This is a genomic window from Pantoea sp. X85 (genome assembly GCF_029623675.1).
Lineage (GTDB): Bacteria > Pseudomonadota > Gammaproteobacteria > Enterobacterales > Enterobacteriaceae > Pantoea > Pantoea leporis.
The window spans coordinates 297,721-319,350 of sequence record NZ_CP121108.1 but is presented as its reverse complement, the minus strand read 5'-3'; the positions used below and the strand labels follow the sequence as shown (position 1 = coordinate 319,350).

Sequence of the window (21,630 nt, the reverse complement as noted above, 5' to 3'; positions counted from 1 at the left end):
TCAAACCCTCACAAATTCAATGGACTTGCTGCACAGTTCCTTGCGCAGACGCTACATTATGTCAACGTCGCGAAAAAACCAGAAGCAATCTGTGCTACTTGGACGACAAAGTTATCCACAAGTTCAATTATAGCAGTGAATATTTTACACACAGATGACGGCGGGGGATATAGGAGAATTCCTCTGCTCCCAGGTCGTCGGCAGCAGAGGAAGAGTATAGCAAAAAACGTTGCTTTTGGTTACTGCGGCGTAAAACGGCGTAAATGTTGCACTGTTGCCAGCCAGGCGGCAATCCAGCCGATGATGGCAGCGATCAGCAGTAACAGCAGCCCTTCATCCCAGGAAAAACCTTCCAGCACAAAGGTGGTACCGAATACGGTTGCTACTTGCGCCACCACCGATTGCAGGCGCAACACCAGCACTTCCGAGAGCAGCAGCGACAGCACCGCGCCGCCCAAACCTAACAGCGCACCGCCGTACAGGAATGGACGCAGGATAAAGCCGTCAGTGGCACCAATCAGCTTCTGCACGTTAATAGTATCGCGCCGCGCAAAGATGCTGAGCCGCACGCTGTTGCCGATCACCAGGAACACCGCAACCACCATCAGCAGGCCAATCATTGAGGCAATCTGTCCCACCAGCCCGGTTAGCGCCGCTAAACGCGCGAACCAGCTGTCATCCATACGCACTTCATCAACGCCCTGCACTTTAGATACGCGATCGCGCAGATTCGCCATGGTGTCCGAATTCTGGAAATTAAGTTTAGGCGTGATGATGGCCACCGCCGGCAGCGGATTCTGCTCCAGCATGTCCATCGAACCACCAAAACCAGACCAGTTGCGGAACTCATTCAACGCTTCTTCACGCGTCAGATAGTTGACGTTGTCCACGCCATCGAGCTGCTTGAGCTGCGCGGTGACATTCTCCGCTGCAGTGTCATCCAGCGCTTTATCCAGATAAACCGTTAGCTGCGGCGCGGGATACCACTGCGTCGCCGCCTGGCTGACGTTCTTCCACACCATGTAGCACACGCTCGGCAGCGTCAGGGAAATGGCGATCACCATCACCGTCAGCAGCGTCGCCAGCGGCTGACGCCACATATCCGACAGCGTGCCGCGCAGCGCATAGCGCCACTGTTCTTGCCAGCCGCCTTTCAGCGCCTTGCTTTTAGAGGGCTGCTTCGCTTTCGGCGCTGGTGCGCGCTTGTTGCGTTTATTGACCATCGTGGCCTCCGTGCAGACGTCCCTGATTAAGCGTCATCACGCGGTAATTCCGGCGTGCAATCAGCCCGACATCGTGCGTTGCCATCAACACCGTGACACCAACGCGGTTGAACTCTTCGAACAGGCGCAGGATGTCTTCCGACAGCGCATTGTCGAGGTTCCCGGTGGGTTCATCCGCCAGCAGCACCGCAGGCTTGTTCACCACCGCGCGGGCAATGCCAACGCGCTGCTGTTCACCGCCAGAGAGCTGAATCGGATAGCTTTTCGCTTTGTCGAGCAGGCCGACTTTATCCAGCGCGGCCGACACGCGCCGACGAATATCTTCGCCGCTGGCACCGGAAATGATCAGCGGGATCGCCACGTTGTCGTAGACCGAACGATCCATCAACAAATGGTGATCCTGGAAAATCATGCCGATTTGGCGTCGCAGGAAAGGCACTTCGCTGTGACGCAGACGCGAAATATCGTGGCCGCTAAACCAGATCTGCCCAGCGCTCGGGCGCTCAATGCCACAAATCAGCTTTAGTAAGGTACTTTTCCCCGCACCGGAATGGCCGGTCAGGAACGCCATTTCGCCGGGACGCAGATGGAAATCCACTCCCTGCAGCGCCTGACGTCCTCCCAGGTAAGCTTTACTGACCTCTTCAAAGCGAATCATCCCAATCATTCCTCTCGGGCAAACAGTGCCTCAATAAAGTCTGCGGCCTTAAACGGCCGTAAATCCTCGATGCCTTCCCCAACACCGATATAACGAATCGGAATGCCGAACTGATCGGCAACCGAGAAGATCACGCCGCCTTTGGCGGTTCCATCCAGTTTCGTCAGGGTGATGCCGGTCAGGCCCACCGCTTCATGGAACAGTTTGGCCTGGCTGATAGCGTTTTGCCCGGTGCTGGCGTCGAGCGTCAGCATCACTTCATGCGGCGCATCTTCGTCCAGCTTCTTCATCACGCGGGTAATTTTCTTCAGCTCTTCCATCAGGTGCGATTTGTTCTGCAGACGACCCGCGGTATCGGCGATCAGTACATCCACATTGCGCGACTTGGCTGCCTGGATGGCGTCAAAAATCACCGAGGCAGAATCTGCGCCGGTATGCTGCGCCACCACAGGAATGTTGTTGCGCTGGCCCCAAATCTGCAGCTGCTCAACGGCGGCGGCACGGAAGGTATCGCCCGCTGCCAGCATCACCGATTTGCCCTGCGCCTGATACTGACGCGCCAGCTTACCGATGGTGGTGGTTTTACCCACGCCGTTGACGCCCACCATCAGGATGACGAATGGCATTTTGCCACCCACTTCCAGCGGCTGATCCACTTTTTCCAGAATACCGGACATTTCCGCTTTCAGCAGGCCATACAGCGCTTCCGCATCGCGTAGCTGCTTGCGGTTGGCCTGTTGTGTCAGATTGGTGATGATGCGGCGGGTGGTTTCGACGCCAACGTCGGCAATCAGCAGCTGCTCTTCCAGCTCTTCAAACAGATCGTCATCGATTTTCTTGCCGCGGAACAGGCTGATAAAGCCCGAACCGAGGTTTTCGCGGGTTTTTACCAGGCTGCGTTTCAGTCGGGCGAAGAAGCCCTCTTTGGTCGGACGCTCCTGCTCCTGCGCGATGATTGGCGCAGCGGCCAGCGGCAGATCGCTCACGGTATCCTGCGTGGCTTCGGCTAGCTCAGCATCTTCCGCATAGGTTTCCGCTAACGCCAGCGCTTCCAGTTCTTCGTCAGTTAATGGCGCTTCTTCGTGCAGTTCAGGCTCATCAAGCGCCAGCTCTTCCAGCTGCGGCTCTTCTTCGATCGGTGCCACATCCGGCGCTGCTATCTCTTCTGGCAGCACCTCTTCAACGATTGCGGTAACCGGCTCAGGTTCCTGCAGCTCGATGACCGGCTCTTCAATCAGTTCCGGTTCAACCTGCTGCTGTTCCGCCACCTGTTCAGTGACGGCGACGGTTTCAACAGCCTGCGCTTCGGCGCGATCGAGCGCACTCTCTTCAACGGCAGGCTCAGCGACCACCTCGGCAGTTTGCTGCTGCTCTTCAGCAGGTTGTTGCGTCTCTTCTTCTTTGCCAAAGCCTAACCAGGAAAAAAAGCCGCGTTTTTTCTCTTTTGCCATTGTGTGACCCTACTCCTCGATGGCTTATTCCCGGTAGCACGCTTGTTCCCAGGGGATAAAATATTCAATTTTAAGCGGGTGAGCGGCGTAAAAATCAGGTAATTACGCGCGCTATACCAACTCAGTAGTCTAACACTTTCCAGCCAGCGCACCACAGCACCCTTTTTTAACGTTTCTTCTGCCCGCTACGCCCGTTAAACTACGCAACAAAATATGACGAGTTGTGAGCGAAATGAGTAAATCCCCCCGCAGCAGCAGCGCTGGCCAGATCCGCATCATTGGCGGTCAGTGGCGCGGCCGTAAATTACCGGTGCCGGATAGCGCAGGTTTGCGCCCGACCACCGATCGCGTACGTGAAACCCTGTTTAACTGGCTGGCGCCGGATATTCAGGAAGCGCGCTGCCTCGATTGCTTCGCCGGCAGCGGCGCGTTAGGGCTGGAAGCGCTGTCTCGCTATGCAGCGTCGGCCACGCTGCTGGAGCTGGAGCGTTCGGTGGCGCAACAGCTGTCACAGAATCTGCAAACGCTGCGTGCTACGCAGGCAAAAGTGGTGCAAACCAACACGCTGCAGTGGTTAAGCCAGCCGGGCGAACCGTTTGACGTGGTGTTTGTTGACCCGCCTTTCCGTAAAGGGCTGTTACAGGAAACATTGTCGCTGCTGGAGCAAAATGGCTGGTTAGCGGCTGAAGCGCTGATTTATGTCGAGAGCGAAGTGGAAAATGGCACGCCTGTCGCACCCGCAAATTGGGATTTGTACCGCGAGAAGATTGCCGGTCAGGTGGCTTATCGCTTATATCAACGCCAACAGGAGACGCACGATGTGGCTTAATTTGGGACGTTTGCTGATGATTTGCGTCTGGGCCTTTTTATTGCTCAATCTGGTGCAACCTTTCCCAACGCCGCTGCGCTATTTCGTGCACGTGGCGCTGTTCTTTATGGTGATTATGCACGGCCTGCAGCTAGTGTTGCTGCGCGCCACCCAGCCAAAAGACGCCCCAAAACTGAGCGGCGTAACCCAGGCGAAGATCTTCTTTTTTGGCGTGTTTGAGCTGCTGGCGTGGCAGAAAAAGCATTATCCGAAGATGTAGTTTCGTGCGGTTTATAGCCAGGTCGCCATGAATGGCGGCCCTATTGGGCCGGAGTAAAACTCACAAAACGCGTGCCTTTCATCTTCAACTCGCCCTTAGCGCCCTTATCGATCTGGTGATACTGGTTCGCATTCACCGTCACTTTAATATCGCTGGCACCGTTCAACGGATGGAACCAGGCTTCATATTTCATCTCTTCCGCCACAATCTCTTCACGCTGACGTGAACGGCGATTGGGCGACGGAAATTCGCGTTTGGTTTTCACTTCCACGCTCAGCGAGCGCACCGGCGAGGCATCGTTCACCGCCGTTTCGCGGCGCTGTTTAATAAACTGACGGGTCGCCAAAACGGCAATAATGGCCAGTACGATGAAAAAGATTAGCGGTGGTTTGCTCATGATTTATCTCGTGCTTTGCGTTAATTCGGAACGGGTAAAGACGACAAAGCATACAACCAGAGTCGGCTGATTGTCACATTTGGCGCCGGTAACTTACACTGAGAGGGTGATTTTGGGAAAATTCATCAAACTGGCGGACATTTCGTCCAGAAAAGGGAGAAAACATGCTTTGGTCTTTCCTTGCCGTACTTTTTTCCGGCTGGCTTTACGTCGATGCTTCATATCGCGGTCCGCAATGGCAACGCTGGCTATTTAAACCTGTCACCTTGCTGTTACTCGTTGCCTGGGCGTGGCAAGCGCCAACCTTCAACACCACCGATTATTTGATTCTGGCCGGGCTGGTCGCCACGTTGGTGGGTGACGCGTTAATGCTGTTACCGCGTCAGCAAATGCTCTATGCGCTAGGCGCATTCTTCCTGTCGCATCTGCTGTACACCATCAGTTTTGCCGCACACATGACCATGAGTTTCTTCTGGCCGATTCCCCTCACCTTCCTGATCATTGGCGTGATCGTTATCGGGATTCTGTGGAGCAAACTGGAAGATCTGCGCTGGCCTATCTGCACCTTGATCGGCATGACGCTAGTGATGAACTGGATGGCGGCGGAGAACTACTTCTTCCGTCCAACTGACTTCAGTTTCTCGCTGCTGGTGGGTGCCGCGTTGCTGCTGTTAGCCAATATTGTCTGGTTTATCTCGCATTATCGCCGCCGTTTCAGCGCCGATAGCGCGATTGTCGCCGCCTGCTACTTCGCCGGTCACTTCATGATTGTGCGTTCACTGTGGCTCTACTGAAGATAACCTTACCTTCCGCTTGACTCTGGAGTCCACTCCAGAGTGTAGCATTAGGGCGCGGGCATCAGCCCGCCCCTGATTCCGGAGGTTACATGCATCAACATGCTCACCCTTGCCGCTGTGGCAAATCACATCGTCAGCCACAGCCGCTATGCTCGATTCGCAGCGTAAAACCCGCAACATTGAACATCTCCGCGGCGCAGCCCGTTACGCCAGACAGCGATTGCGGCTGCTGTGACAGCGACAGCGGATCGCCAGGCGGCGAAAGCGACGCCGAAAGCGACAGGCCCGCCCTCTCTTCACATCAATTCCGCTGGCAGATTGCGGGCATGGATTGCCCCAGCTGCGCGCGTAAAATCGAAACCGCCGTGCAACGTGTACCGCAGGTTCAAAAAGCACGCGTGATTTTTGCCAGTGAAAAACTGGTGGTCGATGCCGACCAGGATATCCGCGCCACCATTGAACAGGTGGTGAAAAATGCCGGCTTCGCGCTGAGCGCCAACGACTCCCCATCGTCGCCACAACCCGAAAGCCGCTGGCAGGAAAACGTCGGTTTGCTGCTGCTTGGCGTACTGATGCTCGCCAGTTGGCTGCTGAGCCAGCTTTCGCCGGTTTGGGGCGATCGCCTGTTTATCGCCACCACGTTGATAGGTTTAGCGCCGATCGCGCGCAGCGCCTGGAAGCTCCTGCGCAGTGGTTCGCCGTTCAGCATTGAGATGCTGATGACCATTGCCGCCGCCGGTGCGCTGGTGATTGGCGCGCACGCCGAAGCCGCGATGGTGCTGCTGCTGTTTCAACTGGGTGAACGCCTCGAAGCGTACGCCGCCGCACGCGCACGCCGTGGCGTCACCGCGCTGATGGCGCTGCGTCCCGCTACCGCCACGCGCATCAACGGCACACAGCGGGAAAACGTCCGCTTAGAAGCGCTGCAGCCCGGCGATGTGATTGAAGTGGCGGCCGGCGGACGTTTACCCGCCGATGGCGAACTGCTGCACGCCAGCGCCAGCTTTGATGAAAGCGCGCTGACCGGTGAATCGTTGCCGGTAGCGCGTGAGCCAGGCGAGCTGATCATGGCCGGTGCCACCAGCCTTGATCGTCTGGTGACGCTGAAAGTCATTTCCCAGCCGGGCCAAAGTGCCATCGACCGCATCCTGCAACTGATTGAGGAAGCCGAAACCCATCGTGCGCCGGTTGAGCGCTTTATCGATCGCTTCAGCCGCATCTATACGCCCGCCATTATGCTGCTGGCGCTGCTGGTGATGGTGCTGCCGCCGCTACTGAGCTTTGGCGCGTGGTTGCCGTGGATTTATAAAGGGCTGACGCTGTTGCTGATTGGTTGCCCCTGTGCGCTGGTGATCTCCACGCCCGCTGCCATCACTTCCGGCCTGGCTGCTGCCGCGCGTCAGGGCGCGCTGATCAAAGGCGGCGCGGCGCTGGAGCGGCTCAGTCGCGTAAATATGATGGCGTTCGACAAAACCGGCACGCTGACCGCCGGTAAACCGCAGATCAGCCACATCCAGCCATTTGGCGTGATGGCGGAAAACAACTTGCTCACCATCGCCGCCGCCGTTGAACAGGGTTCCACCCATCCGCTGGCGCGGGCGATTGTCAGCGAGGCCGAGCGGCGCGCGCTCAGGCTTCCGCAAGCTGCACAGCAGCAAACGCTGGCCGGCAGTGGTATTCGTGCTGCGATAGATGGCGTGACCTATCAACTGCTGACGCCGCGCGAAGTCAGCCATCTTGATAATGCACAACAGCAGCAGATTGCTCAGCTGGAAGCGCAAGGCCAAACTGTGGTGCTGCTGTTGCAGGAGCAGCAGGTTCTTGGCGCGTTAGCCTTGCAGGATCAGTTGCGCGCTGAAGCCCTCAGCGCGCTGTCTGAACTGAAGAAGCTTGGTGTTAACAGCATGATGCTGACCGGCGACAATCCACGCGCGGCTGCGGCCATTGCCGCTAAGCTCAACATCGATTACCGCGCAGGTTTACTGCCCGCCGATAAAGTTGCGGCGGTGAGGACGTTAGGCACACAGCACGCATTGGCAATGGTCGGCGATGGCATTAACGATGCGCCCGCCATGAAAGCCGCCACCATCGGCATTGCGATGGGCAGCGGCACCGATGTGGCGCTGGAAGCCGCGGATGTGGCATTAACGCAAAATCAGCTGGCGATTCTGCCGCGCACCATTGTGCTGGCACGGCGCACGCGCGCCATCATTCGTCAGAACGTGGCGCTGGCGTTGGGATTAAAGGCGATTTTTCTGGTCACCACGCTGCTCGGCTTCACCGGTTTGTGGCTGGCGGTCTTAGCGGATTCCGGTGCCACCGCACTGGTGACAGCCAACGCGCTGCGCTTGCTGCGTCAGCGTTAGGCGCCTTTTTTAATTAGAAACTGGTACGGCAGGCTTTCGGTCTGCTGTGCCAGCAACTCATGCTCCATAAAGCGGCAGAAACCGGGGATATCGCGCGTGGTGGCGGGATCGTCAGCAATGATCAGCAAGGTTTCACCGGCCTGCATGCTGCGCACGGTTTTACGCACCATCATTACCGGCTCCGGGCAGCGCAGGCCAAGGGCATCAAGCTGATGGTCAGGCGCAGAAAAGGGATCGCTCATGATTCTCTGTCTGTAGTGGGTAATGGGCGCTCATTCTAGCGCGCGAATAAGCCAACGCAAGGCGATAACGATTGCGTTAAAATTAACCATTGCATAAATTGCGCAACGCGTTAAGATGCCGCCGATTTTTTATTTACCACCGTGCCAATGCACGAATCTGGGTTCCCTCACCCCATCACTAAAAAGGCTTACAATGATTAACTTCTCTGCACGTCAGCGCATGCATGCGCTGTTTTGGCTATCGCTATTCCATCTGCTGGTGATCACCTCCAGTAACTATCTGGTCCAGCTGCCGGTTTCCATCTTCGGTTTTCACACCACATGGGGCGCGTTTAGCTTTCCGTTTATTTTCCTCGCCACCGATCTGACCGTGCGCATCTTTGGCGCGCCGCTGGCACGTCGCATTATTCTGGCGGTGATGATTCCCGCGCTAGTGATCTCCTACATTGTTTCCTGCGTGTTCTATCAGGGCGAATGGCAAGGTTGGGCATCACTGGAAGAGGTGAATCTGTTTGTTGCCCGTATCGCCTGCGCCAGCTTTATGGCTTATGCGCTGGGACAAATCCTCGATGTACACGTTTTTAACCGTTTGCGCCGTTTATCGCAGTGGTGGATTGCGCCAGCGGCAGCGATGTTCCTCGGTAATATCAGCGATACGTTGGCCTTCTTTTTCATCGCCTTTTACAAGAGCCCAGATCCGTTTATGGCCACGCATTGGGTCGAAATCGCGCTGGTGGATTACAGCTTCAAAGTGCTGATCTGCATGATCTTCTTCCTGCCCGCTTACGGCGTGCTGCTAAATGCCATGCTGAAGCGCTTAGCCGAACGTTCCGCGCAGCAGCAGATCAATTTCGGCTAATTGCACATACACTAAATGCCGCATTACGCTAAGATTTCCTGACACTCCCGCGGTTGCTTTTGCTAACTAAATCCGCTTGTATAACGGCTGACTGGAATCATGTAAAAGGGAAAAGAATGCGTAACGTAGTGAAATATGTGGGTATTGGCCTGTTGGTTATCGGCCTGGCGGCATGTGACCAGAAGAAAGATGATGCGGCAGCGAACAGCAACGGTGCGAGCGCCAGCCAGTCGGCCCAGACGGTTAACCTGATGGACGGCAAACTGAGTTTCTCTCTACCGGCGGGCATGTCTGACAAGAGCGGCAAGCTCGGCTCTGAATCCACCAACATGCACGTCTATGCCGACGAAACCGGTCAGCGCGCGATTATCGTGATTGCCGGCGATCCCACCAACGAAGCGCTTGATGCGCTGGCACAGCGTCTGGAACAGCAGCAGCGCGGTCGCGACCCACAGCTGCAGGTGGTGTCTAACAAAGCGGTGACGCTGAAAGACCAGCCGGCACAGCAGCTGGATACGGTGATTTCTGCCAACAATCAGACCTCATGGTCTTCGGTGATTCTGGCGAAAGTGGATGGCAAACTGCTGACGCTGCAAATTACCTTGCCAGCCGACAACCAGCAGCAAGCGCAAAGCGATGCTGATGGGATCGTCAAAAGCATCACGTTGAAATAATACCCTTCATCCTTCGAACGGCAGGTGCGTTGGCTGCATTCGTTCACCCCGGTCACTTACTAAAGTAAGCTCCCGGGGATTCGCTCATTTGCCGCCTTCCTGCCGTCCAAATGATTTTGGGTATCGATTTGGGGGTTCACGTAGGGTCGCCATTCATGGCGACTTGGTTCTGCAATCCTCGCCTTACAATCTCACTGGCGAAATGTGCCAGATCTCATCCGCATATTCCTGAATGGTGCGGTCCGACGAGAAATAACCCATATTGGCGATATTCAGCGCCGCGCTGCGTTGCCACTTATCCGGCTGACGATACAGCTTGTCCACCTTGTCCTGCGTATCCACATAGCTGCGGTAATCCGCCAGCAGCTGATAGTGATCGCCGAAGTTCACCAGCGCATCAAACAGATTGCGATAGCGCCCTGGCTCCTGCGGGCTGAACACCCCGCTGGCGATTTGCGTCAGCGCCTGATGCAGCTCAGGATCATCCTCATAATACTTACGCGGGTTGTAACCGTCGGTGCGCAGCTTCTCGACCTGCGGCGTAGTGTTACCGAAGATAAAGATATTCTCCTTGCCGACATGCTCCAGCATCTCAACGTTGGCACCATCCAGCGTACCGATGGTTAACGCGCCGTTCAGCGCAAACTTCATGTTACTGGTACCAGAGGCTTCGGTACCGGCAGTGGAGATCTGTTCGGAGAGATCCGCCGCCGGAATGATGATCTGCGCCAGGCTCACACCATAGTTTGGAATGAACACCACCTTCAGCTTGTTCTTCACCTGCGGATCGTTGTTGATCACATTGGCGACATCGTTGATCAAGTGAATGATGTGTTTCGCCACGTAATAGGCCGACGCCGCTTTGCCGGCGAAGAGATTAACGCGCGGCACCCATTCTGCGCTGGGATCGGCCTTGATGCGGTTGTAGCGCGTGATAACGTGCAGCACGTTCAGCAGCTGACGTTTGTATTCGTGGATGCGCTTAATCTGCACATCAAACAGCGCATGCGGATCGAGCACGATATCCATGTTCTTCGCCACCCAATCCGCCAGGCGTTTTTTGTTGGCAAACTTGGCGTCGGCGATCTGCTGGATAAAGGCCGGATAGTCGATCTGCGTGGTCAATTCGTTGAGCTGGCCAAGATCGGTGCGCCAGTTGCGGCCAATCGCCTCGTCCAGCACCTCGGAGAGCGCCGGATTCGCCAGCGCCAGCCAGCGACGTGGCGTCACGCCGTTGGTTTTATTGCAGAAACGGCCCGGGAACAGACGCGCGAAGTCAGCGAACAGTGATTGCACCATCAAGTTGGAGTGCAACTCTGACACGCCGTTAACTTTGTGGCTCACCACCACCGCCAGCCACGCCATGCGAATGCGGCGGCCGTCGTTCTCATCGATGATCGAGATGCGCGCTAACAGCTCCCAATCATCCGGGTAATATTCCTGAATGGTTTTCAGGAAGTAGTCGTTAATTTCAAAAATAATGCTGAGATGACGCGGCAGGATCTTGCCAATCATATCCACTGGCCAGGTTTCCAGCGCTTCCGTCATCAGCGTGTGGTTGGTGTAGGAGAACACCTGACAGGTCACTTCAAAGGCATCGTCCCAGCTGAATTTCTGCTCGTCGATCAGTATGCGCATCAGTTCCGGGATCGCCAGCACCGGATGCGTATCGTTGAGGTGGATGGCAATTTTGTCCGGCAAATTGTCCCAGGTTTCATGCATCTGCCAGTGACGATTGAGAATATCCTGCACCGTCGAGGAGACGAGGAAATACTCCTGACGCAGACGCAGCTCGCGCCCCGAATAGGTGGAGTCATCGGGATAGAGCACGCGCGACACGTTTTCCGAGTGGTTTTTATCTTCTACCGCGGCGAAGTAATCACCCTGGTTGAACTTACCGAGGTTGATTTCGTTACTGGCCTGCGCGCCCCACAAGCGCAGCGTGTTGGTGGCATCGGTATCAAAACCGGGAATGATTTGATCGTAAGCCATCGCCACGATCTCCTCGGTTTCCACCCAGCGCACCCGCGCGCCTTCATGTTGCAGACGGCCGCCGAAGCGCACTTTGTAGCGCGTGTTAAAGCGCTGGAATTCCCACGGATTGCCGTACTCCAGCCAGTAATCCGGCGATTCGCGCTGCTGGCCGTCAACGATATTCTGCTTAAACATGCCGTAGTCATAACGAATGCCGTAGCCGCGCCCCGGTAAACCGAGCGTGGCGAGCGAATCCAGGAAGCAGGCCGCCAAACGCCCTAAACCGCCATTACCGAGGCCGGGATCGTTCTCCTCTTCCATCAGTTCGCTGAGGTCGAGGCCCATCTCTTCCAGCGCCTGATTGAGATCCTCATAAATGCCCATCGCCAGCAACGCGTTGCCGAGCGTGCGCCCCATCAGGAACTCCATCGACAGGTAATAAACCTGCCGCACATCCTGCGAGAGCTGCGCGCGGCTGGAGCGCAGCCAGCGTTCCACCATGCGATCACGCACCGCCAGCAGCGCGGCGTTGAGCCACTCATGCTTATTCGCGATCGATGGATCTTTACCAATAGTAAACATCAGCTTATAGGCGATTGAGTGCTTCAGTGCATCAACCGTCAGCGTGGGTGAGGCATAGGTGAAAGGTGCATTCATATCAAGTATCCCAATCTCTCATTACAGCAAACGTTGATAAAGATCGCGGTAGGCTTGTGCTGCCACCTGCCAACTAAAATCCATCCCCATCGCCTGCCGCTGAACGTAACGCCAGAGTGCAGGACGAGACCACAGAACAAATGCGCGCCGAATCGCCCGCAGCAGCGACCAGGCATTACTGTCTTCAAAAGTGAAACCGCTGGCGACGCCATCCGCCAGATTCTCAAGCGAGCTGTCTTGCACCGTATCCGCCAGTCCGCCAGTGCGACGCACCAGCGGCAGCGTACCGTATTTCAAACCATACAGCTGGGTTAAGCCGCACGGCTCAAAACGGCTCGGCACCATAATCACATCCGCGCCGCCGACAATGCGGTGCGAGAAGGCTTCGTGATAACCAATCTGCACGCCAACGCGGCCCGGATGCTCCGCCGCCGCCGCAAGGAAACCTTGCTGCAGCTCCGCATCGCCCTGGCCGAGCAGCACCAACTGTCCGCCCTGCGCCAGTAAGCCCGGTAGCGCTTCCAGCACCAGATCCAGCCCTTTCTGTTTGGTCAGACGGCTGATGACGCAGAACACCGGTGCTTTATCATCCACCTTCAGGCCCATGGCAATTTGCAGCTGGCGCTTGTTCTCCGCTTTGCTCTCCAGCGTTTCGCTGTCGTAGCGCGCGGTGAGCAGGAGGTCGTGCGCCGGGTCCCAGATGCCCGGATCGACGCCGTTCAGAATCCCGCTCAGGCGCCCTTCACGCAGTCGCTGTTCGAGCAGTGATTCCATGCCGTAACCAAATTCCGGTCGGGTAATCTCCAGCGCGTAAGTCGGGCTGACCGCCGTAATGTGATCGGCAAAGAACAGCCCCGCCTTGAGGTAGGAAATTTGCCCGAAGAACTCCAGTCCATGCATGTCGAAGAACGCGCGCGGGATCTGGATCTCATCCAAATGACGCGCCGAAAACAGCCCTTGATACGCCAGATTATGCACGGTGAACACCGTTTTCGCCGGACGCCCGCGCGCCGCAATATAGGCGCAGGTTAAGCCAGCATGCCAGTCATGCGCATGCACGATATCTGGCTGCCAGTCGGTATCCAGCCCGCTGGCAATCTCGGCGCCCATCCAGCCCAGCAGCGCAAAACGCAGGTAGTTATCGACGTAAGCAAACTGCGACGTATCGTGATACGGGCTGCCGGGACGTTCATACAATCCCGGCGCATCGATTAAATAAATACCAACGCCGTTAAATTGTCCAAAAAGTAAGCGTACCGGTCCCGCAAAAGTTTGCAACTCCGCCAGGACCTCTGTATCAGGAATCCCTTTACGCAGATCCGGAAAGGCGGGAATCAACACCCGCGCATCCGTACCATCGGCTATTTGCGCCTGTGGTAATGCACCGACGACATCAGCCAGTCCGCCGGTTTTCAACAGCGGGAAAAGCTCTGAACAGACATGTAAAACCTGCATCCTGAACCCCTATTGTTATCGCACACGTTCCACGCGGCAATTTTCTCTATATTCTTTCGTCACTTACTGACCGCCTCCGGCCAATTTGGCCAGCATGGCGCGCGTCACCAGTACGATGCCCTCTTCAGAACGGTAAAAACGACGGCTGTCTTCGTCGGGGTTTTCGCCAATGACCATGCCTTCTGGCAGTTCGCAGGCGCGATCGATCACGCAGCGACGCAGACGACACGATCGGCCAACCACCACATCAGGCAGCAGCACTGCGGAATCAATATTGCAAAACGAGTTGATGCGAATACGCGGGAACAGCACCGAGTTCACCACCACCGAACCGGAGATGATGCAGCCGCCCGAGACCAGCGAATTCATTGTCATGCCGTGGCTGCCGGATCGATCCTGAACAAATTTCGCCGGTGGCAGCGGCTCCATGTGGGTACGAATCGGCCAGCTGTGATCGTACATATCCAGCTCAGGCGTGACCGACGCTAAATCGAGATTGGCGCGCCAGTAAGCTTCCAGCGTTCCGACGTCTCGCCAGTACGGCTCAGCGTTTTCATCAACCTGCACGCAGGAGAGCGTGAAGGAGTGCGCATACGCCTCGCCGCTGGCGACGATTTTCGGCAACAGATCTTTGCCGAAATCATGGCTGGAATCGGCTACAAGCAGATCCTCTTCCAGCAGCTGATAAAGGTAATCGGCGTTGAACACGTAAATGCCCATGCTGGCCAGCGCGCGGGTATCGTCACCCGGCATTGACGGCGGCTTCGGCGGTTTTTCAACAAAATCGATTACGTTGTTTTCGGCATCCACCGCCATCACCCCAAACGCCGTGGCTTCAGCTAACGGCACCGGCAAGCAGGCGATGGTGCATTTGGCACCGCGATCGACGTGGTCGAGCAGCATGCGCGAGTAATCCATTTTGTAGATGTGATCCCCGGCGAGGATCACGATGTACTGCGCGTTATAGCGGCGAATAATGTCGAGGTTTTGCGTCACCGCATCGGCAGTCCCGCGATACCAATGTTCGGTAGCGGCACGCTGCTGCGCCGGCAGCAGATCGACAAACTCGTTCATCTCTTCGTTGAACAGCGACCAGCCACGCTGGATGTGCTGCACCAGCGTATGCGACTGATATTGGGTGATCACGCCGATGCGCCGAATGCCCGAGTTGATGCAGTTGGACAGCGCAAAGTCGATGATGCGGAACTTGCCACCGAAGTGAACGGCAGGTTTGGCGCGTTTCGCGGTGAGATCTTTCAGGCGCGTACCGCGCCCGCCAGCAAGGATCAGGGCGACCGTTTGTGTAGGGAGCTGGCGCGCCAGCATCAGATGATCTGTTCTATCTAATTTCACCATGTCTGACTCCTTATGATTGCTTTAGGAACACACACACACCGTGTGCGGGACCGTGCCAGACAGTTGTCAGGATGGGGTTATCTTCCCCGGCGAAAGGAGGAATGGCACGCCACTCTCCGTCTGGTAAGGCGATATCACTCACCGATTCCGTGGCGTTTATTGTTATTAACCAGCGGCCGGAGAGCAGGATCTGCATTCGGTGCGTCCCCTGTTCCCACTGCTCGGTTTCCAGTGGTGTGCCGCTGGCATTGCACCACTGCACGCTGCCATCGCCCTCCTGCCACCAGCGATCCTGCGTCAACGCGGGAATGCGCTGGCGCAGACGGATTAACGCAGCAGTGAAGTCGACCAGGCCAAAATCATCCTGTTGCCAGTTCAACCAGGTCAGCGGGTTGTCCTGACAATAGGCGTTGTTGTTGCCATGCTGGCTGTGACCGCGTTCGTCACCCGCCAGCAGCATCGGCGTGCCCTGCGCCAGCAGCAGCGTGGTCAGTAAGCCATGCACGCTGCGCCGCCGCCGTTCGACAATATCGAAATTGACCTGCAGTCCCTCTTTGCCGTGGTTATGGCTGAAGTTACTGCTGCTGCCGTCGCGATTGTCTTCGCCGTTAGCCTGATTGTGTTTGTTGTTAAAACTCACCACATCGCGCAGCGTGAAGCCGTCGTGAGCGGTAATGAGATTGATGCTGGTGTGCGGCAGCCGCGCCTCACGCTGGAAAACGTCGCTGGATGCGGCAAAACGGCGGGCGAAATCGCCATTATTCAATTGACCATGCAGCCAGTAACGGCGCGCCGCATCGCGAAAATGGTCGTTCCACTCGGCGAAGTCTGGCGGAAAGCTGCCGACCTGATAACCGCCGGGGCCGATGTCCCACGGCTCGGCAATCAGCTTCACCTGCGACAGCAGCGGACAGGCTTTGATGGCGGCAAACAGCGGCGCATCCTGATGAAACTCCGGTGTGCGTCCCAACACGCTGGCGAGGTCAAAACGGAACCCATCAACATGGCAAACACGCACCCAGTAGCGCAGCGCTTCCAGCGCCCACGTCATCACCTGCGGATGACTGAGATTTAGCGTGTTGCCGCAGCCGGTCCAGTTTTGATAGTCGCCGTTGCCATCCAGCCAGTAATAGCTGGCGTTATCCACGCCGCGCAGGGAAATCGTTGGCCCGATCTCTTCCAGCTCGGCGGTATGGTTGAACACCACATCCAGAATCACTTCGATGCCCGCGGCATGCAGTGCTTTAACCGCCTGCTGAAACTCCTGCAGCGGCGTTAAACCGTTTTCGCCCGAGGCGTAACGCGCATCCACCGCCCACAAGGCAAAGGGGTTGTAGCCCCAGTAATTACTCAATCCCAAACGGCGCAGGCGCGGCTCGCTGGTGAATTGGGCAATCGGCAACAGTTCCAGCGCGGTGATGCCGAGGTGGCGCAGGTACTTCACCATAGCAGGATGACCCAGCGCCGCATAAGTGCCACGCAACCTTTCCGGAATTTCCGGATGCTGCTGGGTTAAGCCGCGTACGTGTGCTTCATAGATCACCGTGTTGCCCCACGGCGTCCGCGGCGCGTGATCGTCCTCCCAGTCAAAATCTTCGGCAGTCACCAACGATTTCGGCGCGATGGCGGCGTTATCCAAACTATCCGGCTCGCGTTCGCCGCCGTTGAAACGCGCGTCGTCCGCCACTTCACCCGCCACCGCTTTGGCGCAGGGATCGACCAACAGCTTAGCCGGATTGAAGCGATGTCCCTGCTGCGGCGCCCACGGACCGTGAACGCGATAGCCGTAGCGCTGGCCGGGCTTCAGCGCGGGAAAATAGCCGTGCCAGATATCACCGCTGCGCGCGGGCAGCGCGAAACGGCGCTCAGCACCGTGCGCGTCGAACAGGCAGAGTTCGACGCGTTCGGCATGCTGGGAGAACAGCGTGAAATTAACGCCGTGCCCATCATAGTGCGCACCTAACGGTTCCGGCTGCCCCTGCTCCAGCATCAGTCGCTCTCCCGCACCAGCCAAAGCGTTGCCAGCGGCGGTAAGGTCAAACTCAGCGACTGCGGCCGACCGTGACTCTCCATCTCATCGGTGTGTACCACGCCGTGATTGCGCGTGTCGCTGCCGTGATAATCGTGCTGGTCGGTGTTCATGATCTCGCGCCAGCCGCCACGCTGGTTGACGCCAAAGCGATAGTTGTGACGCGCCACTGGCGTAAAGTTGCTGGCTACGATGATTTCATTGCCGTCGCGATCGCGGCGCACAAATACAAACACGGAGTTTTCGTAGTCATCGACCACCAGCCACTCAAAACCTTGCCCATCAAAGTCGAGTTGATGCAGCGGCGCGTAATGGCGATAGGTGTGATTGAGATCGCGCACCAGACGATGCACGCCGTTGTGCCAGTTATCCTCACCTTCCAGCAGATGCCAGTCGAGGCTGGTGTCGTGGTTCCATTCGCGACCCTGCGCAAATTCATTGCCCATAAATTGCAGCTTCTTACCGGGGAAACCCCACATCCAGCCGTAATAGGCGCGCAGGTTAGCGAACTTCTGCCAGGCATCGCCCGGCATGCGATCGAGAATCGAACGTTTGCCGTGCACCACTTCGTCATGCGACAGCGGTAGCACGAAGTTTTCGGTGTAGTTGTAGATCATGCCAAAGGTCATCAGCTGATGATGATAACGGCGATGCACCGGGTCGAGCTTCATATAGTCCAGTGTGTCGTGCATCCAGCCGAGGTTCCATTTGAACCAGAAGCCGAGGCCGCCATCTTCTGAAGGGCGCGTAACGCCGGGATAATCGGTGGACTCTTCCGCCACCGTGACGCTGCCCGGTGCGGCGCGACCCAAAACGCGGTTGGTGTGACGCAGGAACGAAATCGCTTCGAGGTTCTCGCGTCCACCAAACTGGTTCGGCACCCATTCGCCTTCGGCGCGGCTGTAATCACGGTAGATCATTGATGCCACCGCATCGACGCGCAGCCCATCAATGCCGAAACGCTCCATCCAGTACAAGGCGTTGCCGGAGAGATAATTGCTCACTTCACGGCGACCAAAGTTGTAGATAAGCGTGTTCCAGTCCTGATGAAAACCTTCGCGCGGATCGCTGTGTTCGTAGAGTTCGGTGCCATCGAACTTCGCCAGGCCAAAATCATCACTCGGGAAGTGGCCTGGCACCCAATCGAGCAGCACGTTAATGCCAGCATCATGCGCGGCGGCCACGAAGTGGCGGAACTCATCGCGCGTACCGAAACGGCGCGTCGGCGCATACATGCCGAGCGGCTGATAGCCCCAGCTGCCGTCGAAGGGGTGTTCGTTAATCGGCATCAGTTCGATGTGGGTGAAGCCCATCTCTTTAACGTAAGGAATCAGCTGTTCCGCCAGCTCTTTGTAGCTGAGCCAGAAGTTGTTATCGGTGTGACGTCGCCATGAACCGAGGTGCACTTCATAAATCGAAATCGGCTGGTCAAAAGCATTGGCGGCCTTACGCTGCGGCTGCATCTCGGTTTTCGGCGGCAGCCCGCAGATCATCGAGGCGGTTTGCGGACGCATCTGCGCTTCAAAGGCGAAGGGATCGGCTTTGATGCGCATCTGGCCGGAATTATCCACGATTTCAAATTTATACAGCTGACCGTTTACCGCGCCCGGCACAAACAGTTCCCAGACGCCAAGTTCACGGCGAAAACGCATGGGATGACGTCGGCCATCCCAGAAGTTGAACTCGCCTACCACCGATACGCGACGCGCGTTAGGTGCCCAAACGGCGAACCGCGTGCCGTGCACGCCATCAATGGTGGTGCCGTGCGCGCCGAGGGTTTCGTAGGGACGCAGATGCGTGCCTTCACCCAATAACCATGCATCCATCTCCTCCAGCAGCGGGCCGAAGCGATAGGCATCATCAATCAGGTTTTGCTGGCCGTGCCAGTTCACTGCCAGCTGATAACCAAAGCGGTTTTTACGACGCGGAATCACGCCACTGAAGAAACCGCGTGAGTCGAGGCAGGTAAGCTGAGCACATTTGCGTCCGGTGTTGGTTTCAATGACCCAAACATCGGAGGCATCGGGCAGCAGCGCACGCACTTCAAGGCCTGCAGCCGTTTGGTGCATGCCCAGTAGTGAAAAGGGATCGGCATAATTCCCGGCAAAAAGGGCATTGATCGCCTGGCGATCGGGAAGCTCTGACATGACTTTCTTCCTATGATTTTGCGCAGGCGACCAGAGTCGGCAGGATTATCGCCTCGGGTGCGCTGCTTTTCATTGAGCCATAGGTACACCGTGAGGACACAACCGTCCGTGGGAAAGATCTTCACCGTGTACAACAACCATTCAGTTCGAAAAAACAAAAACAGTTAACAACCGGCACATCTCTGTTAAATCATAGCTTGGGGATAGCAGAAGCCAGGGAGGATCGTGAAAAATACTTATCGGGCAAGCAAAAAAGGGAAGCGGATCACTTGTCAGGCGCAATTTGCATGAATTTTTGCAGCCTGGATAATAAAAAAAGGCCGGGAAACCCCGGCCTTTCTGATTTGCCGCTGCGCTTAGTCGATCAGCAGACGCAGCATGCGGCGCAGCGGTTCAGCCGCGCCCCACAGTAACTGATCGCCCACCGTGAAGGCAGAAAGGTATTCCGGTCCCATATTCAGTTTGCGCAGGCGGCCTACTGGCGTGGTCAGGGTGCCGGTGACGGCGGCTGGCGTCAGTTCGCGCATGGTGATGTCGCGGTCGTTTGGCACCACTTTCACCCATTCGTTATGCGAGGCCAGCAGCTGTTCGATTTCGCTCAGCGGCAGGTCTTTTTTCAGCTTCAGAGTGAATGCCTGGCTGTGGCAGCGCAGCGCGCCAACGCGCACGCACAGGCCATCAACCGGAATCACACTGCTGGTACGCAGGATTTTGTTGGTCTCCGCCTGGCCTTTCCACTCTTCGCGGCTCTGGCCGTTATCCAGCTGCTTGTCGATCCACGGAATCAGGCTGCCCGCCAGCGGTACGCCGAAATTGTCGGTTGGCAAAGTGCCAGAACGGGTGAAATCGGTCACGCTGCGTTCGATATCCAGAATTGCCGAAGCCGGATCCTGGAGCGATTTCGCCACGTGGTCATGCAGCATGCCCATTTGCGTCAGCAGTTCACGCATATGACGCGCGCCGCCGCCTGATGCCGCCTGATAAGTCGCCACCGAGGCCCACTCAACCAGATCGTTAGCAAACAGACCGCCCAGCGACATCAGCATCAGGCTGACGGTGCAGTTACCGCCGACAAAGGTTTTGATGCCGTTATCGAGGCCCTGACGAATCACGTTATGGTTAACCGGATCGAGAATGATGATGGCGTCATCTTTCATGCGCAGCGTGGAAGCTGCATCAATCCAGTAACCCTGCCAGCCGCTTTCACGCAGCTTTGGATAGACTTCACTGGTGTAATCACCGCCCTGGCAGGTGATAATAATATCCAGCGCCTTCAGCGCCTCGATATCAAAAGCATCCTGCAGCGCACCGGTCGACTTACCGCCGAATGTGGGTGCCGCCTGACCAAGCTGTGACGTGGAGAAGAAGACCGGATTGATGACATCAAAATCGCGTTCTTCGCTCATGCGTGACATCAGCACTGAGCCGACCATGCCACGCCAACCAATAAAACCTACATTCTTCATTTTCTGTCCGTCTCGGGTGCTCTCGAAAGAGGCCGTGTGGTGCGAGGAAAAGACTGGCCGGATAATCGTGCCGGTCTGCGTAATAATCAGGTTTACCTATGACCGTCAACTCTACAAAATGCAGCACTTCTGGCAAGTGAATTAATTCGATTGCGCCAACTTTTTCAGCAGTACAACTAATAATGGCTAACCAACATGACTGAAATGATATCCGCGACCATATTGCTGCTGTTGATTATGGATCCGCTGGGCAACCTGCCGATTTTTATGTCGGTATTGAAGCATCTGGAACCCAAACGCCGCCGCGTGGTACTGATGCGCGAAATGCTGATTGCGCTTATTCTGATGCTGCTGTTTTTATTCGCCGGTGAACGCATCCTGGCGTTTCTCAATCTGCGCACCGAAACCGTGTCGATCTCCGGCGGCATCATTCTTTTCCTGATCGCCATCCGCATGATTTTCCCGTCAGAGGAGAGCAGCTCGAGTGGCTTGCCGGCCGGTGAAGAACCGTTTCTCGTGCCGCTGGCGATTCCGCTGGTGGCCGGACCGTCCCTGCTGGCGACGCTGATGCTGTTGTCGCATCAATATCCCAACCAAATGACGCACCTGGTCGGCGCGCTGCTGATCGCGTGGGGCGTGACGGTGGTGATTCTGCTGATGTCGGGGTTGTTTTTACGCCTGCTGGGCGACAAAGGCGTTAACGCGCTGGAGCGCCTTATGGGATTGATTTTGATTATGCTGGCGACGCAGATGTTCCTGGATGGGATTCGTACGTATTTGAAGCTGTAATA

General features: G+C 56.6%; 18 protein-coding genes. 7 read left to right on the top strand and 11 right to left on the bottom strand.

Translation table 11 applies throughout. From position 1 onward, the window contains the following. Positions 1-239: 239 nt before the first annotated feature. The 3 genes from ftsX to ftsY are packed head-to-tail and all read right to left on the bottom strand — an operon-like array spanning position 240 to position 3,332. A complete protein-coding gene (ftsX, locus tag P6287_RS01415) occupies positions 240-1,223 on the bottom strand; it encodes a permease-like cell division protein FtsX (RefSeq protein ID WP_101763100.1) in 984 nt (327 codons plus the stop codon). Further along, on the bottom strand, positions 1,213-1,881 hold the full coding sequence (gene ftsE / locus P6287_RS01410; protein WP_008109888.1) for a cell division ATP-binding protein FtsE: 669 nt from the start codon (positions 1,879-1,881) through the stop codon (positions 1,213-1,215). Before ftsE ends, ftsX begins: the two co-directional genes overlap by 11 nt. 5 nt (positions 1,882-1,886) lie before the next feature. Continuing rightward, a complete protein-coding gene (ftsY, locus tag P6287_RS01405; RefSeq protein WP_277974394.1) occupies positions 1,887-3,332 on the bottom strand; it encodes a signal recognition particle-docking protein FtsY in 1,446 nt (481 codons plus the stop codon). Between the two features lie 232 nt (positions 3,333-3,564). Between ftsY and rsmD the strand changes: the two genes are divergently transcribed. Both rsmD and P6287_RS01395 read left to right on the top strand, forming a co-directional pair. After that, a complete protein-coding gene (gene rsmD / locus P6287_RS01400; RefSeq protein ID WP_101763102.1) occupies positions 3,565-4,161 on the top strand; it encodes a 16S rRNA (guanine(966)-N(2))-methyltransferase in 597 nt (198 codons plus the stop codon). After that, a complete protein-coding gene (locus P6287_RS01395; protein ID WP_008109883.1) occupies positions 4,151-4,420 on the top strand; it encodes a DUF1145 family protein in 270 nt (89 codons plus the stop codon). The genes rsmD and P6287_RS01395 overlap by 11 nt, the downstream gene beginning before the upstream one ends. Positions 4,421-4,460: 40 nt before the next feature. On the opposite strand, the gene P6287_RS01390 is transcribed toward P6287_RS01395, so the two are convergent. Continuing rightward, positions 4,461-4,817 (bottom strand): DUF2500 domain-containing protein, encoded by a 357-nt coding sequence (locus P6287_RS01390; protein ID WP_101763103.1) that lies wholly within the window; start codon positions 4,815-4,817, stop codon positions 4,461-4,463. Positions 4,818-4,981: 164 nt separating this feature from the next. Between P6287_RS01390 and P6287_RS01385 the strand changes: the two genes are divergently transcribed. Beyond that, a complete protein-coding gene (locus P6287_RS01385; RefSeq protein ID WP_101763104.1) occupies positions 4,982-5,611 on the top strand; it encodes a lysoplasmalogenase in 630 nt (209 codons plus the stop codon). A gap of 92 nt (positions 5,612-5,703) precedes the next feature. Continuing rightward, positions 5,704-7,980, top strand: coding sequence for a zinc/cadmium/mercury/lead-transporting ATPase (locus P6287_RS01380; protein ID WP_277974393.1), 2,277 nt, complete (start codon positions 5,704-5,706; stop codon positions 7,978-7,980). Here P6287_RS01380 and tusA read toward each other — a convergent pair. Next, positions 7,977-8,222, bottom strand: a complete 246-nt coding sequence (tusA, locus tag P6287_RS01375; RefSeq protein ID WP_036649974.1) for a sulfurtransferase TusA — start codon at positions 8,220-8,222, stop codon at positions 7,977-7,979. The genes P6287_RS01380 and tusA overlap by 4 nt on opposite strands. A 193-nt stretch (positions 8,223-8,415) precedes the next feature. Here tusA and P6287_RS01370 point away from each other — a divergent pair, with 193 nt between their 5' ends. Both P6287_RS01370 and P6287_RS01365 read left to right on the top strand, forming a co-directional pair. After that, complete coding sequence (locus P6287_RS01370; protein WP_137384947.1) at positions 8,416-9,081, top strand: 7-cyano-7-deazaguanine/7-aminomethyl-7-deazaguanine transporter; 666 nt, start codon at positions 8,416-8,418, stop codon at positions 9,079-9,081. A gap of 116 nt (positions 9,082-9,197) precedes the next feature. Further along, on the top strand, positions 9,198-9,755 hold the full coding sequence (locus P6287_RS01365) for a DcrB family lipoprotein (RefSeq protein WP_061718408.1): 558 nt from the start codon (positions 9,198-9,200) through the stop codon (positions 9,753-9,755). Between the two features lie 183 nt (positions 9,756-9,938). On the opposite strand, the gene glgP is transcribed toward P6287_RS01365, so the two are convergent. The 6 genes from glgP to asd all read right to left on the bottom strand — a co-directional run bounded on the left by glgP (position 9,939) and on the right by asd (position 20,839). Beyond that, positions 9,939-12,386 carry a glycogen phosphorylase gene (glgP, locus tag P6287_RS01360; protein WP_101763107.1) on the bottom strand — a complete coding sequence of 816 codons (2,448 nt, stop codon included), beginning with the start codon at positions 12,384-12,386 and terminating at the stop codon, positions 9,939-9,941. 21 nt (positions 12,387-12,407) lie between these two features. After that, the gene (gene glgA / locus P6287_RS01355; RefSeq protein ID WP_101763108.1) at positions 12,408-13,841 is read right to left on the bottom strand and encodes a glycogen synthase GlgA; all 1,434 of its coding nucleotides are present in this window, start codon (positions 13,839-13,841) and stop codon (positions 12,408-12,410) included. Positions 13,842-13,904: 63 nt separating this feature from the next. After that, positions 13,905-15,197, bottom strand: coding sequence for a glucose-1-phosphate adenylyltransferase (gene glgC, locus P6287_RS01350; RefSeq protein WP_192236049.1), 1,293 nt, complete (start codon positions 15,195-15,197; stop codon positions 13,905-13,907). Between the two features lie 10 nt (positions 15,198-15,207). Then, positions 15,208-17,187 carry a glycogen debranching protein GlgX gene (gene glgX, locus P6287_RS01345; protein ID WP_277974392.1) on the bottom strand — a complete coding sequence of 660 codons (1,980 nt, stop codon included), beginning with the start codon at positions 17,185-17,187 and terminating at the stop codon, positions 15,208-15,210. Beyond that, positions 17,187-19,373 (bottom strand): 1,4-alpha-glucan branching enzyme, encoded by a 2,187-nt coding sequence (gene glgB / locus P6287_RS01340; protein WP_101763111.1) that lies wholly within the window; start codon positions 19,371-19,373, stop codon positions 17,187-17,189. The genes glgX and glgB overlap by 1 nt, the downstream gene beginning before the upstream one ends. Positions 19,374-19,729: 356 nt before the next feature. Further along, positions 19,730-20,839, bottom strand: coding sequence for an aspartate-semialdehyde dehydrogenase (asd, locus tag P6287_RS01335; RefSeq protein WP_101763112.1), 1,110 nt, complete (start codon positions 20,837-20,839; stop codon positions 19,730-19,732). A 195-nt stretch (positions 20,840-21,034) separates the two neighbouring features. On the opposite strand from asd, the gene P6287_RS01330 reads away from it, so the two are divergent. Next, positions 21,035-21,628: a YhgN family NAAT transporter gene (locus P6287_RS01330; protein ID WP_008109858.1), complete on the top strand. Its 594-nt coding sequence runs from the start codon at positions 21,035-21,037 to the stop codon at positions 21,626-21,628. Positions 21,629-21,630: the final 2 nt, after the last annotated feature.